At 57.7% G+C, this 14,401-nt stretch carries 14 protein-coding genes; 4 read left to right on the forward strand and 10 right to left on the reverse strand.

Going from position 1 to position 14,401, the window contains the following annotated elements:
- Positions 1-342: 342 nt before the first annotated feature.
- Both KPG66_RS16315 and KPG66_RS16320 read left to right on the forward strand, forming a co-directional pair.
- Positions 343-612, forward strand: a complete 270-nt coding sequence (locus KPG66_RS16315) for a hypothetical protein (protein ID WP_237071506.1) — start codon at positions 343-345, stop codon at positions 610-612.
- Positions 613-1,280: 668 nt separating this feature from the next.
- Entirely contained in the window at positions 1,281-2,072 is a 792-nt protein-coding gene (locus KPG66_RS16320; RefSeq protein ID WP_237071507.1) for a response regulator transcription factor, read from the forward strand.
- Here the strand turns inward: KPG66_RS16320 and sctC are convergent.
- Complete coding sequence (gene sctC / locus KPG66_RS16325; RefSeq protein ID WP_442929463.1) at positions 2,049-3,908, reverse strand: type III secretion system outer membrane ring subunit SctC; 1,860 nt, start codon at positions 3,906-3,908, stop codon at positions 2,049-2,051. The genes KPG66_RS16320 and sctC overlap by 24 nt on opposite strands.
- 135 nt (positions 3,909-4,043) lie before the next feature.
- Positions 4,044-5,498 (reverse strand): helix-turn-helix transcriptional regulator, encoded by a 1,455-nt coding sequence (locus KPG66_RS16330; protein ID WP_237071508.1) that lies wholly within the window; start codon positions 5,496-5,498, stop codon positions 4,044-4,046.
- 424 nt (positions 5,499-5,922) lie between these two features.
- Between KPG66_RS16330 and KPG66_RS16335 the strand changes: the two genes are divergently transcribed.
- Positions 5,923-6,558 carry a DUF3455 domain-containing protein gene (locus KPG66_RS16335; RefSeq protein ID WP_237071510.1) on the forward strand — a complete coding sequence of 212 codons (636 nt, stop codon included), beginning with the start codon at positions 5,923-5,925 and terminating at the stop codon, positions 6,556-6,558.
- A gap of 373 nt (positions 6,559-6,931) precedes the next feature.
- Positions 6,932-7,738, forward strand: coding sequence for a hypothetical protein (locus KPG66_RS16340; protein ID WP_237071511.1), 807 nt, complete (start codon positions 6,932-6,934; stop codon positions 7,736-7,738).
- A gap of 199 nt (positions 7,739-7,937) precedes the next feature.
- Here KPG66_RS16340 and sctT read toward each other — a convergent pair whose 3' ends face one another.
- The 8 genes from sctT to KPG66_RS16380 are packed head-to-tail and all read right to left on the reverse strand — an operon-like array spanning position 7,938 to position 14,231.
- Complete coding sequence (gene sctT / locus KPG66_RS16345) at positions 7,938-8,750, reverse strand: type III secretion system export apparatus subunit SctT (protein WP_237071513.1); 813 nt, start codon at positions 8,748-8,750, stop codon at positions 7,938-7,940.
- Complete coding sequence (locus tag KPG66_RS16350; protein ID WP_237071515.1) at positions 8,747-9,268, reverse strand: type III secretion protein SctO; 522 nt, start codon at positions 9,266-9,268, stop codon at positions 8,747-8,749. The genes sctT and KPG66_RS16350 overlap by 4 nt, the downstream gene beginning before the upstream one ends.
- 10 nt (positions 9,269-9,278) lie before the next feature.
- The gene (gene sctN, locus KPG66_RS16355; RefSeq protein WP_237071516.1) at positions 9,279-10,658 is read right to left on the reverse strand and encodes a type III secretion system ATPase SctN; all 1,380 of its coding nucleotides are present in this window, start codon (positions 10,656-10,658) and stop codon (positions 9,279-9,281) included.
- Complete coding sequence (gene sctL, locus KPG66_RS16360) at positions 10,655-11,743, reverse strand: type III secretion system stator protein SctL (protein WP_237071518.1); 1,089 nt, start codon at positions 11,741-11,743, stop codon at positions 10,655-10,657. The genes sctN and sctL overlap by 4 nt, the downstream gene beginning before the upstream one ends.
- Positions 11,728-12,426 (reverse strand): type III secretion protein HrpB4, encoded by a 699-nt coding sequence (locus tag KPG66_RS16365; RefSeq protein WP_237071520.1) that lies wholly within the window; start codon positions 12,424-12,426, stop codon positions 11,728-11,730. Before KPG66_RS16365 ends, sctL begins: the two co-directional genes overlap by 16 nt.
- Before the next feature lie 14 nt (positions 12,427-12,440).
- On the reverse strand, positions 12,441-13,238 hold the full coding sequence (sctJ, locus tag KPG66_RS16370; RefSeq protein WP_237071521.1) for a type III secretion system inner membrane ring lipoprotein SctJ: 798 nt from the start codon (positions 13,236-13,238) through the stop codon (positions 12,441-12,443).
- 3 nt (positions 13,239-13,241) lie between these two features.
- Positions 13,242-13,628 carry a type III secretion protein SctI gene (locus tag KPG66_RS16375; RefSeq protein WP_237071523.1) on the reverse strand — a complete coding sequence of 129 codons (387 nt, stop codon included), beginning with the start codon at positions 13,626-13,628 and terminating at the stop codon, positions 13,242-13,244.
- 27 nt (positions 13,629-13,655) lie between these two features.
- A complete protein-coding gene (locus KPG66_RS16380; RefSeq protein ID WP_237071524.1) occupies positions 13,656-14,231 on the reverse strand; it encodes an HrpB1 family type III secretion system apparatus protein in 576 nt (191 codons plus the stop codon).
- Positions 14,232-14,401 lie beyond the last annotated feature (170 nt).

The raw sequence follows: 14,401 nt of genomic DNA on the forward strand, positions 1-14,401 counted from the left end.
GCCGCATCAATTGCCTAGCATTTTAATGCAGGGCGATCTAGAAAACCAATGAAACTCGCAACACTGTCCTTCGATCCACGTTTTTTGATACTGGCGCAGGACACGTAACGCCGGCAAAAGTCGTTTGTCGAATGTTTGTCGATGCAACCTTACTGGCTAAAACAGTTTGCTCCGAACCCGTCAATGCCATCGCCATCGACCCACGATCCGGCATCGAAGTATTGAAACCATTCATGATGTGTCGATCCTGTGCGTCGGTGTGACGCGTGCCGATCATCGTCGTATACAGACAGATAGCGGCGTGCATGTCAACGAGCTACTGGACGCGGGCGCCGACGATTCATGGTCGCGCCGCTGAAATTCCGCGTATTGATACTTCGAATCCGTTTTGCCAATCAAGGGCTGACGCGCCAGCACCGCCCACAAGGCAACGATATTCTCGCGTATCCTCCCTATCGGCTGGATCGCCGGTCCTGGTTGGTGACGCTCAGCGAACGCCGGCTCAACCTCACGCCTCGGGAGTTCGCGTGTGCCTGGCTGCTGTTTTCACGCTACGGCCGATACGTCAGTCGCACGCATATGGCCGGCGCGGTGTGGTGCCACGCAGCATGAGCTCAATGCTTAATCAACTTGAATTTCAGTACCCGCAATACTAGTTTCCACGTCTCGCAATAAAGAGTAATTGCTCTAATGGCGCGATACCCATGCCGATGCCATACCTGCAGTAGGCTGTAGGTTTAAGGCGTCAAAATATATCGCTGGTATGAATATCACAATATCCTTTCAAAATTCATACACATCAATTTAGCGTAAGCTTCCCGTAAACCATTATCCGCTGTACTGTCCGCTGTGACAGCCATCACACTACCGCTACGCTGGGCTTGCGGGCTGCATGAGCTTGGGGAGGGTCTGCATAGCGGTACCCAATAATACCAACGGGCGCGCCGCTCCTCCAAATCTCAAAAATTCGAATTCCGCTTAGCGAGACAAATGGTGGACCGCACTCTTATGACAACTCCCCTACAATGCGGATAAAGCAATGCACGTTCGCTTGTTTGAAACAACGCGTTACATAGTTGGCACTCATATTGCCGTACAGTCGGAATGTCGCATCCCTGCCCGCTCTCTGACATAGCGCCAGTCGCGAAAAGCGGTTCAATTAAGAATCTACTGGAGAAGAAATGGGAATTGCCATTCTTACCGGGAATAAAGGTTTATTCCAATTCATCGAAGCGTGCTTCGAGGCCGACGACGAGCCATGCCAGCAGTTCGTCGACGATGTGGCGCTCGCCCGTGCAGCCTATCGTGAGGAATTTCACGCCATCCTGGTCGACTCAGCCGTCGGAATTAACCCTTTACGCCCATTTCTCGCGCGCCGGGCCTGCTATGCGGACCGTCGCGCGCCCTTGATCGTCATCGGAGCGCTCGAGGACCGGGCGAGTATCGTACACGTGTTGGACGCCGGCGCGGATGATGTTGTGCTCACACCCATCGATCCACGCGAATTGTTGCTCCGGGTGCATCTGGCGATCCGGCGCTTCAATGTCGCCCGTCGTACAGACCATGCCGGCGTAATCGAGTGCGGCCCTTATCGTCTCGATCCGAATACCTGCATTGTTCGCGTCAACGGCGACGCGGTACGGCTGACACCACGAGAGTTTGCGATTGCCTGGCTGCTGTTTTCACACTACGGGGAATATGTCAGCCGTCGGCAAATCGCCGGCGCGGTATGGAGCAGTTCCGAGGACATCGTGGGCCGGACTTTGGAGCAGCATATTTACAAGCTGCGCAAGAAGCTGGAACTGCACGGCACGCATGGCCTGCGTCTGCGCACCATGTATGCACATGGCTATCGGATTGAATCCATCGAGGCTGATACCGCGACGTCGGCGATGATAGGCGGCCCCCTCGAGGCTCCGCTTGCCACGGCCCATATGTCGCTCGACGACGAAAAGGTTTTACGTCGCCACGACGGCGTCAATCCGACGGTGGAATGCGTGCTCGACACCAGGCACGAATGGCAGTGCCCGGCGTCCGTGGCGCCGCTCCTAGAACTCAATGATGCGCGGTGACAATAGGAAGATCCTTTCCATATGACTGCGCTGGTCGCTACGGTATCGGAACAAGCCGCCGATCAGCGGAATCTTAGACAACAGCGGTATCCCCGTTTCGAGGTTGGACGAGGAGTCTGTTCGGTATCCCGCTATCAGCAAGCTTTCGTTCTGCCCTACAAACGCTTCGGTATTGATGGTACTAGTCGTGATAACAGGTATATGATCTACCAACTGATTGGTCACTTGCCCATCCTCGATGTGAACTTCCAGCTTGATCCGTGTACGCCCGTCCTCCTCCACGACCAAGGGCCGAACACGCAATGACACACCCGTGGACACGCTGTACAGGTCTGCCGACGTATAGCCGGCCACACGCACGAAAAAGCGTGTCTTGTGATCCATGACAGCTTCCGCGTTGCTCAATGTCGCGACCTTCGGACTTGCGTCGATACGCGCGAGATTGGCACTTTGCAGCGCATCTACCCGCGCCAGCAGGTAGCGCCCGGCGTTGCCCAGCACAGCCGTCAGGGACGCGCCAAGCGGCGCGGTACTGATGACGGTCGTGCCGTCGCTGCCGCTGGACGTAAATGTGGGATTGAGGGTGCCATCGTATGACGAGGGACTGTGCAAACCATTGCCGGTCTGCAAATCGACATGACTGTTGTGTGCCCGCCAGTCCACCCCAATCTGCTTGAGCGCGTCATCGTCAACTTCGATGATGTGAGCCTCGATTTCCACCAGCCGTGGCTTGACATCAAGCGCGTCAATCAGCGACTGGTATTGGGCCAGGCGCTCTGGTAAATCGCGGATCAGCACCGAATTGGTACGTTCGTCCGCCTGGATGACAGGTAGTGACGCGGTATCGGCAGCCGGCCCCAGGTCACTGGAGAAGCCAGCCGTATAGCGTGCGGCGCCGCCACCATAGTCGCCCGCGCCTTGCCCTGGCAGCCCGGCTATGCCCCCACCCGCGGTACGACTGCCTGAGCCGATCCCGCCCAGCAGCCCAGCCAGACCTGGCGACACCGTACCCGTGGGCATGTTGTCCGGCAAGGGGGGCATCAACACCGTGGGACCGTTCGGTCCGCCGCCGGCTACCGTACCGCCGAGATTGCCGCCGGCGTCAGCCATTGGATCGACGCGCCGCATGTAAGCCTTTGCGAAGCCGCTCTGCGAGCCGTCTCCCGATCCGCCCAGCGCCGCTTTGCTCTCAGGGTGGTACAGCCCTGATAAGACACTGGCCACACCGGCAACGACATAGCGCTGTCCGTCGACCTCGACATTATGGTCGGCGGCCCACGCATGCTTGAGTGAAAAAATACGTACCTGCGAGCCGGCTTGCCGCGCCACGGCCGCATCGACTCGCCGCGCCACCTCGGCGATCAGCTGTACATACTGAGGCGGCCCGTTGACGAGTACCGTATTGCGGGTATCGTCGTAAGACAACGGGAAGGCCGGATTGGTGATCCGCAGTCGATCGAGTGCCGCCTTCAAGTCGTCGACGCTCGCGTGCTGCAACTGGACGACCTGCCGTGTCACGCCGCTCGCGTCGCTGATCGACAACACCGTTCCGTCGTAGAACCAGACAAATCCGAAGGTCGACGCCAAGGTCTCGAGGAATCGTTGCGGCGGCATGTCGAAACGGCCCGTGACCTTGCCGTGAACATCGCCGGATATCGTTGCGGGCACACCCTGGCTAGACGCAAAGTCTCGCAGGACATCCTTAATATCCTTGCCCTCCACGGACACATGGACCATCCGGCTGTGCCAGCGTATCGGTATGTCATCGGCGAAGGCCGGCGTGGCGGACAGGGCAAGCGACGCAATGCATGCCACACACACCAGCTTCTTGCGCATCGTGCCCGCGCCTGCTGAAACCACACCCCGGGTTGTCTGCATCCAGTTCATTGTTGTCATCGATTTACGCGTTGTCAAGGTTGCATGGATCCTTCACCCACGGTCGGACACGCACGGCGATCGACGGGTATTCGTCTACCGGTCGAGCGTCTCCGACGGCGCTTCCTGAAATTCCTTCCGATACCCGCTCACCAGCGTCGACCGGTTCTGCACGCCCCACTTGTTCGCGATGCGCAGCACGCTGCGTTCGCTCTCCAGCGAGTCGCTCAACAGCTCCGCCCGGATGCGCTCCATGCGCTGGCGGCGAATCAATTCGGTTGGAGACAATCCGAGGAAGTTCTTGAAAGCACTTTGCAGCGCCCGCTCGGTCACGCCGACCTCCGCGGCGATCTCGCGCACCGATAGGTCATGCCGGTTCAGGTTTTCCTGCATGTATCGATACGCCCGCCGGTACTTGGCCGGCAGCCGCGCACTGATGTCGTCCAGCTGGCCCGTCTGGGGCGTCGCACGGCTGGAGAACGACACCAACGCCTGGGAGTCGTCCCGCAGGCATTGCGTTGAGACAACCGCATAGCGCGTGTAGTACTGCATCGACTCGTTGACCTTACCCTGGCTTTGCCTGATCTTGGCAAGACAATAGAGATAATCGATTTGCCGGCGTCCGGTGCTGGAGACGTAGTCAACACGGTTCAGCGACTCCACCACCGACTCAGCAAGCTGGGGCGCGCCTGCGTGCAACGCCGCCAATCCAATCTCGATCCGGGTTGATCGCCCATACTCGGACAATCCGTTACGCGCCGCCCAGTCCAAGTGTTGCTGGATATTCATCATTGCGTCGCGCACGCCGTGCGACAACAGTCGCAAGTGGCGCAAGTACATGATTCGTTGCTTGAGCAACGGCATCTGAACACGCTGCGCATCGGTCTCCAGCGCTTCGATCAGCGCACCGGAGTCACGGCTGCCAAGCGATCGTTCGTCAACAGCGCCAGACAGCCAGTAGGCGTGGTCACCAAGCTGGGACGATAACCTCAACTCGCGCTGCACCGCGATATCCAGACGCAGCGTCAGCACAACCTCCTGCCAGCGCTGTGCCACCTCGGGCGGGGCCTCCTCGGTCAGCTCGATCAGCTGCTTGATCGCATCGCGCAGGAAGCGGCCCTGTCCAAGCTCGTGCAATGCGCACACCAGGCCGAACTGAGCCTCCAGACGCTGCAACGGATCCAACTCCGCGTCGTCGACCAGGCGGACAAAGCAGGACAACGCCGTCGCCAGCCGGCAGCGGAACAGCGCTTGCCAGCCAGCATTGCGACAAGAGGCGGCCCGCACTGCATGAGCACACTCCCGCACCGCGCGCTGCGCGCGCCGATACGACGTTTCTGCCTCGTCATCGATACCCAGCGTCATTTGCATATCAGCATGCAGTTGCAGCAGCCCGGCGACCTGTTGATCCTCGCGCTCATCCTCGCCCCACCGGCTTGCTTGGCCACCTGCGGCAGTGAGATTCGCTTCGATCAACTTGTTCATGAACTCGGCCGGCACGTTTTTCGACGACAGGGCTGCAGCCAACGGGAAATACGGTGTTATGAGCATCGTGAGACTCCAATATGCGCGCGCCTCATGGCCTGACGCACGACGTCATTACAAGCGCCCTTGCGGGTCTTACATATCGGAATCTAGTCGAACCATCCTGCAACATTTTCAACAAATCTGACCAAACTGCTATATTTTGAGGACTGTTGAAATTCTTCCGCGCAATTAGGCACGCGACAACGGCACAGAGCATATCGGAACCTCCGCCGGCGGGCTGTAGACAGCAGTCCATTACTACGCCTGGTCATTCATCGTTTCGCGTGGCGTCTATCGGCCGCGGCCCGATAGCGTTGTACTTCAGTTCTTTCCAGCCGATCTTGACGGATACCGCACGGTGAATCCTCTTACATGTCTTCTAAAATGGGCGCGGGCACATCGAGTCCCGTCAAGCGGTAACGACAGGCAGCTGACGAGCCGGCCAGCCGTGCATGGCCAACGCGCCACCATACTGGTGTCGGGCGCTTGTGCGCTAGGGCTGGCGGCTTGTGCGGCGCCCGATGTGCCGCCGTCGAACAGCACGCTGCCCGCCTCGCTTCAAGCCAAGCCAGTCGAGGTATTGCAGGAAGTCTTCCGCGTACACGGGAATGAAACGTATGTATGCCAACGCAACGGTAATCAATTGAGTTGGCATGCCACCGGAACGCTGGCGACACTGGTCGATGCGTCGCGCCACAGCGCGGGAGTTATATCACCGGGCGGATATTTCATAGCAACCGATGGCAGCTACGTCGTGACAAGGTTGCTTGCGCAGGAGATAATCAGCGCATCGACGCTGCCGTGGCAACGGTTGACCGCCGTCCATTCCTCCGCAGAGCCCGGAGAAGCCGGCAGGTTCGCCAACATCACGTCGATACAACGCGTGCAAACGTCGGGCGGGCTGCCGCCGGATCCGGTGTGCACGGTCGAGCGCACAGCGCTCTATGTGCCGTACTCGGCGACTTATTTGTTCTATCGGCGTGGCCAGCCACCCGTCACGCCGGGCGGCGCCGCGAACGATGTCGCGCAGCAAGCAACCGAGGCAAATTGCAAGCTCGACATGTCTGCGTGTGAGGTGAAATAGTCTGCCACCGGGCCGCGCGTGCTCTTGTTTCCGCCATAACGGGCCGCCGGCTGGCTTTTGCCGTTCGAATGCGCAAGTACGTATGCATATTCATGTCACTATCGCGCTGTGCGCGATGGCGAGGTGATGGCGGTGCTGATCGCCGCACGCCAGTGGCCGGGTCAATGCCGGTGCTGGCTTGCCCTTGTAACCCCACGCTCGATCAATGCAGCTTAACTCTTCGATAGCATTGCTTATTCGGCGGGTTTTGCGATGCTGCCGCTAAGAGCGTTCTGCGGAGCTTGTTCGGCTCATTCGCTACCGCTTCGTAAGCGGGAGAACAAGATAAGAGCTTAGGCGGTTAGATCTAGTCTTCTCGTTACAAGAGCATGCAATGAATCCGCTACTCTCATCCATCCGATCCTTCCTAAATCGCTCCGAGACCACTACGCATAACGGTGCGCAAGAGCCATCGGCAGCCCGCACACTGGCGTCCCCTTCGGCATCCCGGCTTGCCAATATGCCCAATGAGCTACTAAGGCCAATTGCACGCCTTGTGCCACCTGAAGACCGTCAGAATCTCCTCTTAACAACTCGTCGGTTTGTCCCGGTCATTGGCGAGGATGTTAGAAGCGGCATGTTAGCGGTTAAACACGTTCCCAAGGTAAAAAATTTTAACCAATTTAAAACTGCGCTGGATGAAATTCAAAAATTCTCCCGATCATGCCGGCAAGAGCCGCTGCTGCCTCTTGCGTCTCAAATTGAACACCTTCCCGAGGAAGACCGAGAAAATGCTTTCAATAAGCTTTTCAAAGCGATCGGCGAGTTGATGCCCGTTGATCAGCCTAGCGTACTAAGCAAACTTGCCAGTCAAATCTGCATGCTGCCGCCAGATAAGCGGTCAGCGGCCTTCCGCAAAGTTTTCGACGCAAGCGACAAGCTTCCTGCCAGGGGCAGAGCCGATGTGCTGAGCAGCCTCGCAAGCAGAGCCGTTTCTTCTCTGCCCGAAAGTGACCAGAACACAGCTATAGACGATCTCCACAAGGCAGCAGACGCTTTACCCGCCAGCCACAGAAGCAAAGTGCAGGAGAGCCTTAATGCTATGCAGTTTGTCATGATGGTCGATATGCAGGTTAATCTCATGATGCAACAGCTTCAGCAGCAGCTTCATATGGCTTTCAGGCCTTTTGGGATGGGCTGAATCGTCCGCCCCCCAGCAGGCGAATTCAGCCGGCTTCATCCACCGCGATGCAGAGGTGGCCAGTCTGGTCGCTGAATTGATAATCAGCTACGGTGGTAACGGTTGACGTGTCGATGCATTCCTGTGCACAGCTATCGGGCCGCTTCTGCCTGGATATTACTGACGCCAGAGGTGTGTTTGTCGATGGCCCTCTCTTTTTTCACCGCAGTCCGTGCGCCAGCTCGCGCATGTAGTCCCTCAATCCTGCAAGCACGAGTTGGCCTCTCACCTGCTCGACAAAGATACCGACGAACAATGCCAGCATCAATACAGTCAATGCCCCTTTGACCGGCTGGCTCAGTTGCATTACTTCCAGTTTCTGTGCGGATTTGGCCACGAAGCCGAACGCAAGGTCGACTAACAAAAGAATGAACATGATCGGCGCGGCGAGCTTTGCCGTCATTTGCATCAGTGTATCCGTTTGATGTAATACGAAACTTTCAAGAATATTGTCCATTACCGGCGTACGGGAGGTAATGGGCCACCAGTTATAGGAGTCGTACAGCACACCAAGCAGAATCGGCATGCCACCGAGTGTCCAAAACGCCACGGTTGCGATCTGCATCAACAGCGTCCCGGTCGGGGTATTTTGCTCGGAACGTACCGGGTTGGTAATTTGAATATTGTTGTAACCGGTCAAGTCATCGATATAGGTTCCGGCACTTTCCGCGACCCAAAATACAATGGATGCCGAAAAACCGAGCGCGAGGCCGATCAGTGCCTCGCGTATGCAGACTTCAACCATCATCCAGCCCGACATCAATTCAAAGAATGATACGGGCTGGCCGTAAGCGATGAAGGAGCTGAATAACAAAACAGCGCCATTACGCGCAACACCCTGAAGAACGCCGTCTGCGGTTGGGGGAAACATGAAAAACAAAATGAAGGCGCGCTCTGAACATAAGCCAAGCATCGCCAAATAGCCATGGATCGCCTCGTGCTGCTCCCCGAAAACTTTCAATAGCTCATTCATCGCCGATTCGTTCCCGATTGTGTATTGATCCGGTTGCGCGCCAGCGCAGCCTCCTCCGCTTCCTCGTCAACCATGTCGTTGGCCAGTTCGTCGAGTTTGCGGCGCAGCATGCTGATGCGATGGTCGCACACCTCGATCCGTCCGCGGTTCCTCGCAATGGCCTGAACTGTACGGGAGATTTCATCGGTTTTATCCCGATATTGCTGTTCGAGCCCGGCAAATTCGCGCTGCATTACCCGTATGCGATCCATTACAAGATCCATGTACCGCATCGAAGCCTGCATTTCTGTAATCGAAAAACAACTGCTGCCCGTCATCATTTGTGCAATGCGGTCCTCGTTGGCACGCACCACGTCCTGCTCACGCTCGATTTGAGCCCGCTTGTCGTCGCAGCTTCTAGCAATCGTCGCCTGTTCGTCACGTTGCCGGGCGAGCGTCTCGCGCAACTCGTCTTCCATGCGCTTGCGACGAGCCACTGTCCGGCGCAACGCAGTAATTCGACGATCAGCCACTGGCATGGCGTACCCGTTAATTGGTTACCAGCTCGAACAAGCGAGCCTGCGTATCGCCAGGATCAGCACACTCGTCGGTCCGCTGGCCCAGGAATTCACGAATCGCGTCAATTTTGGCAATCGCCTCGTCGGCAAGCGGATTACCACCCGGCTGGTACTCGCCGATCTGCAACAACATCTCAACTTCCCGGTGTTTTGCAAGCAGTTGCCGCACGTGCGCGGCGGCCTCCACATACTCACGCGGCATCACCTGCGACATCACGCGAGATAAGCTTCCAAGCACGTCGATGGCCGGGTACTGGTTCTTGGCCGCAATCTCGCGCGACAGGATCATATGCCCGTCCAGGATACCGCGCACCTCCTCTGCAATCGGGTCACTACCACTCTCATCTTCTGCCAATACCGTGTATAGCGCCGTAATCGAGCCGGTCGCACCCATGCCGGCGCGCTCCAGGAGCCGCGGCAACTCTGCGAAAATGGACGGTGGAAAACCTCGTCGCGCCGGTGGCTCGCCTGCTGCCAGTCCGATCTCACGCTGCGCTCGGGCAAAGCGCGTCAGCGAGTCCATCATCAACAACACGCGTTGACCGCGATCGCGGAAATACTCGGCGATTGCCGTGGCGACATACGCCGCCTTCGCGCGCTCGATCGATGATCGATCCGACGTTGCGCATACGACCACCGACCGTGCCATTCCGTCCTCGCCCAGAATCAGCTCGACAAACTCACGTACTTCGCGGCCCCGTTCACCGATCAGCGCGATGACCGTAACATCGCATTGCGCGCCACGCGCGAACATACCGAGCAGCGTACTCTTACCCACGCCCGCAGGTGCAAAAATGCCCATACGCTGTCCCTCAGCAAGCGTCATCATGCTGTCGACGACGCGCACGCCGGTGGCCAGTGGATGCTCGATCATGCGCCGACTCATCGGGTCAGGCGGATCTGCGAAAATCGGCCGCTCATCGTCCGACTCGATCGGCCCAAGTCCATCGATCGGCTGGCCCAGACTATCTATCACACGACCGAGCAATACGTCCCCAACCGGCACCGACAGCGGGCGTCCCAACCCGATCACCTGAGTCGAGCGCGATATGTTTGCAAGCCGGGAAAACGGCGACAACAATGCGACATCGCGCGTAAAGCCGATCACCTCCGCATGCTGAAGCAGCTTGCCGTCGGCCGCGCGCAGCTCACATAGTTCGCCGAGCGTCACGTCGAGACCGCCCACTTTTACAAGCGTGCCAATGACCTCCAGCACTTTGCCACTGCGAGCGATCGCCGAGGTGGACAGTATTGCCTTCTCGATTGCATCGGTTAAGCGATGCGCGTCATATTCAAGCGCCTTCTCATATCCGAAGCCAACAGCCGCGTCAATGTTGTGCACGCGATTCATCGATCTTGCCCCGACGCTGCACCCATGGTCCGCCCCTCCCCGTCTATCGGATCGCCGGTATCCTCGTCGCGTTGGTACTCATCCTCGTAGCTATCTGGCTGGGCCAAGAAGCCATCGTCCAACACGAGTGGGTCTTCTGCATCATTCTCTTCCGTACCATCGACGTCTTCCGTGTCATCGACTTCCTGCGTGTCGCCGATTCTCTCCGTGTCGCCGTCTTCTGGGTCACCATACGCGGCGTGCAGCGACGCATTTGGTTCGACAGCATCGTGCCCATCCTCGCCGCTCAGGGGACTGTCATCGCACGCGTTATCCGGCTCGCCTGCGGATTGTGTGACGCCGTCCCCCGTATGGTCTGCGTCTTCAATATCAATCAACGAGCGTTTCAGTGTTCGTGTAATTGCCGTGCGCATCGCCCGTAGTTGAGTGGCAAGGCTCGCGTCTATAGAACCGAAATCAGATTCGCATATGCAGCTACCGGGAGGCAGCTTGCGATCCGCAATGACTGTCAGCGGAAACGGACGTCCCATTTCCCGCCACCGTGCCGCTAACCGTTCAAATGCGATACAGGCCTTGTCGTGGTCCACCTCACTGACGACCACTCGAACGTAGGCTGCTCCTTCCACGATTCTGTCGACGACCTCCAACGCTCGTTCGAACAGGGCGTCGCTATGCTGCACTTGGACAATACGTTCGATGCCGATGGTGACAATTTGAGCCAACCGCTCACGCATACGCACCTGCATCCGCCGCTCGCTGTCGGCCAACTCCGCCAGGCGCTCCATCCACTCTGATAAAGCACGCTGTTCCCCTTCACGATATCCACGTTCCGCCGCTGTCTCATACTCCCGCCTTGCCTCGTCGAGTATCTGCTGGGCGGATTCTCGCGCCGTATCAATCAGAGCGCTCGCTTCTTCTTTTGCACGCTCAATCGCCTCCTGCTGGTCCGCTTTCAACCGGGCATAGGCCTGCTCAATAGTAAGCAGCGCCCCAAACTCCTCGGCTGGAATAACGTCGCTCGCGGCTCCAACGCGCGCCGCAGACTCACCTGGCAATCGATACGGCGACCTCAGCCAAATAGCCATTTCCACTCCGGCAACCACATGGGCAAGTGCGTTAACAGATTGCGTGTTCCTTGCTTGTCCAGTCCGCTCGCACGCGCGTCGAGCCACCGCGGCGGCACGGCATCGCGTGGCAATGCAAGTCGCAACAGTGCACATGGCCCGTTCAAAACAGTGCTATCGCGTTCGTCCCGGGCCACCAGGAAATAGCCTTCTTGCGCCAATGTCTGTGCGTCCATTTCGCCCAACGAAGGCATCGCTCCACTTAGGGCAAACGCTGCGGTATCGGGCGCACCAGGGGAGGCCTGAAGAATGGAGTCGAGCGGGACCCCGGTCCATTCAACCAGACGCATCCGGCTCCCTTTGTCAATCAAGCGGCGAACCTGCGCGCCACGGAACAACAGTGCACGCGCCCGCAACATGCGTAAGCCATCTTCGGGTGGAAGGACGTCGAGCATCGCGGCGCTTGGTGCAATGAATGTAGTGATATCGGGCATCGACACACCGCTGGCACGCCATAATGCTAACGAGATTGTATCCAACCGCGTGCGCGGCGCGCTCGACAACACGACGCACCACCGCTCAATGGCGCTGACATCAACGCCCAGCGCTTCGGCGAGCCATGACGGGTGCGCCCAGCGGATCGCATCGCGCAGGTTACGGTTGTACGCACCGATTGCCGCAGCAGCGCGGTCGAATGGCGTCATCGGAGCCATAGCGGTTACGGAGCCGGTGCTGCACTATCTTGATTCGATCGTCCACGCAGTCGCTTGCTCAATCCCCCGAACAGTCTGCGACCGTTACGTGCCCCGTTGCGGCACAGCCACCAAGCCACGGGCAGCACTATGGCAAACAGTATTGCCGCGACGATAGGCAGCACGTAGGACTGCTTCTTCGGAATACGCGACAGGTCTAGAGGATCCGCCGGTACTGCCGTGACACTGACAGCCTCGTACGTCAACCCTTCGACGCTATGCACTACAAGTGTCTTGATCTGCGGCACCAGTGCCGCCGCATCAGAATCAGGACGATACTTGATAAATACCGACGCAGACGATGGCTTGGCCTGCGTCGCGAGCGGGTCATTATTCGGTAGTACGATTTGGACTCGAGCGACGACGACACCGTCAATTTTTGACAACGTGTCCGACAACTCCTGCGACAAGCCATAAATGAACCGTACACGCTCCTCGGTTGGCGTGGAAACCAGTCCATCCTTCTTAAACAGGTTCCCAAGGTCATCGTACTTAGCGTGCGGCAACCCACGTGCGCGCAGCACTTCCATTGCACGCACAATTTCCGCTTCGTCGACGCTCAATGACCATGTCTTGCCGTTATCCTCGGTATTCTTGGACGCATCGACGCCGCGCTCAAGCAACGCGACCATCATCTCGTTAACGTCCTGTTCGGACAAATTGTTGTACAGCTCCTTATGGCAACCCCATAACGAGACGCAAACAAGCAGGGCTGACACTAACCGACCAACCCGTATCACGGCGATTCGTTGTCGCGTCGACATGCGTCATTGATTCTTCATCAACGATTCGACAGAACCCTTTGTCGAAGTCAAGAAGGAAGTCATAATAGTCGTATCCGCTTGGAACCGCGCCATCTTGTCCATCATCAAATTCGTTTCCGTTATCAACTCGTGTAATGACAATTGTCCCCCGTAGTGCTGCATAGCCTCGACATGGTCGAACAATTCCTCCATCTGCACATCGCGCGCGCCAACGATTTTACTAAGCGCCGTGACATCGTCGCTCGGGCCCGCGGTGGGCGCTTCGGCGCTGGCCTGCTGCATCAGCGCCTGAAATTTACCGATCGCCTCCGGCGAAGGCATTGTCTTGGCAGCGTCCTGAGCCGGATCTACGGTAGTCGATACATCTATCATGTGAAGCGGCTGGTTCATGTCGCTGCTCCATGTTGTATGGAAACACTACAGTCTAAGAAAATTGGCACTGGGAATAAATTCAGTGCTCACATTGGCTGGCTCGCTACTACTCGATGCCGCGTTTTGCTGCTCTAGTTCTTGCATTTGCGTAGCGCACGATTCAGGTAATGTAAACTTACCTGTTTTGTGGTACGTCTCCATGGCCGCATGCAGATCGGCCCGCGCTCGCAACGCACGCACAAGGCTTCGGCTGTCCTCGCCCGCATCCGAATCGTCGATCTCGTCCGCGAGTTGACGCCATGTTGAGTCGCCACGAGAGAATAACGCGAGCGCAAGCAGCGCTTTCGCGTATAAAAATTTTGGCCTTTCTCGCAGCACCAATTCCAACACATCGATCGCTTCGTCCCATCTTCCACGGGACATCAGGAGCATCCCTTCAAGCGCTCCGAACTCACGGACACCCGGCCGCACGACGCGTAGCGCGTCGACTACCAGTTCGGCATCCTCGGTATTGCCCGCGCCGGGCGAGAAATTATCTTGCAGAAAAGTCGATACGACCTCAATCAGACCGCCGACGATATGTTTATCAACTTTCAAGTACTGCTGCGACGAAATGCTCATAATGTATGGCTCCTGGTGGGTCTCACGGGCAGGTCCCCCAATTTGTTGTACATCGCTGCCAACTCGTCTGCGACGATGCTGATGCCACAACCTTAGCGTGGCGGCAATCATGGCTTGGGCCGGACTGCGAAGCGTACGCCGTTCGCACGAAGTGCGAATGTCTCTTCGTA

The sequence above is a fragment of the Mycetohabitans sp. B2 genome (assembly GCF_021733735.1).
Lineage (GTDB): Bacteria > Pseudomonadota > Gammaproteobacteria > Burkholderiales > Burkholderiaceae > Mycetohabitans > Mycetohabitans rhizoxinica.